The organism is Arenibacter sp. F26102 (genome assembly GCF_023015865.1).
In the GTDB taxonomy this organism is placed as follows: Bacteria; Bacteroidota; Bacteroidia; order Flavobacteriales; family Flavobacteriaceae; genus Arenibacter.
The window spans coordinates 1-1,094 of the sequence record NZ_JALKBC010000052.1 but is presented as its reverse complement, the minus strand read 5'-3'; the positions used below and the strand labels follow the sequence as shown (position 1 = coordinate 1,094).

Here is a 1,094-nt window from a genome sequence, read left to right as displayed (position 1 = left end):
AACTCGTCGGCACTGCCGAAGATGTCCGCACCTGAGGCATTGACCTCGAAACGACCGTTGTCGAAACAGGCCTCGCCATTGGCGGCAACGTTTCCTATATCGGAATTGGTCCATGGGGAAGGTACCGGAGTACAGTCCACCACGACCTCCTCATCTACCGTGATGGTAACCGTAGCGGTGTCCTGAAGTCCTTCCGGATCAGTCACGGTAAGGGTAGCGGTAAAGCTGCCTACAGTAGTATGGGTGTAAACCGGGTTGGTAGCAGACGAGGTATCGCCGTTTCCGAAATCCCAAGCATAGACAAGTCCATTTGGATTTTCTGGGTCGCTAGATCCACTGCCGTTAAAGTTCACTTCCAATGGCGCCGTACCGGTCAACGGAGTAGCTGTGGCCACTGCGGTAGGGGCTTCATTTTCCTCTACATTGCCAATGACCTGAACGTTCTCGTATACTGCACTGGCAAGTACGCCATCGTTATGCGATGTTGTCGCCAGACCTACGAAAATGTTTTGTCCCATAGGTATGGAAGTACTTCCTACCTGAACCCAACTTCCATTGGTCTCGGACACATAGGCCGTGAAGGCATTGCCCGAGCGTACCAACCTGAGGTAATGCGGGAATCCTCCCGGAGCCGGTGCAGGGGCGGTATAGTTGCCGGTTCCAAGAGTGCCACCTTTTGTGGGCCTGTACTGGAAACTATATGCCGGTATCCCTGTATTGTTGGGGTTNACCTGAACCCAACTTCCATTGGTCTCGGACACATAGGCCGTTAAGGTATTGCCAGAGCGTACCAACCTGAGGTAATGCGGGAATCCTCCCGGAGCCGGTGCAGGGGCGGTATAGTTGCCGGTTCCAAGAGTGCCACCTTTTGTGGGCCTGTACTGGAAACTATATGCCGGTATCCCTGTATTGTTGGGGTTCGGTGCCATGATCATCATCGCCATGGCGGAGTTCGCATCAAGGTCGCTCCTCATCATCACCCCGGCCTTGGCCCAACCGTTGGTCTGTTCAAGGCTCATTAACTGGGCTATGATCTCCCCATCTCCCTGTAGTTCCTGATAGACATAGTGGAACTCGTCGGCACTGCCGAAGAT

1 protein-coding gene is annotated in these 1,094 nt (G+C 53.9%); it reads right to left on the bottom strand.

All coding sequences use genetic code 11. From position 1 onward, the window contains the following. Positions 1-1,094, bottom strand: a 1,094-nt coding sequence (locus MWU78_RS22205; protein WP_247002004.1) for a PKD domain-containing protein, incomplete at both ends; no start/stop codon positions are given.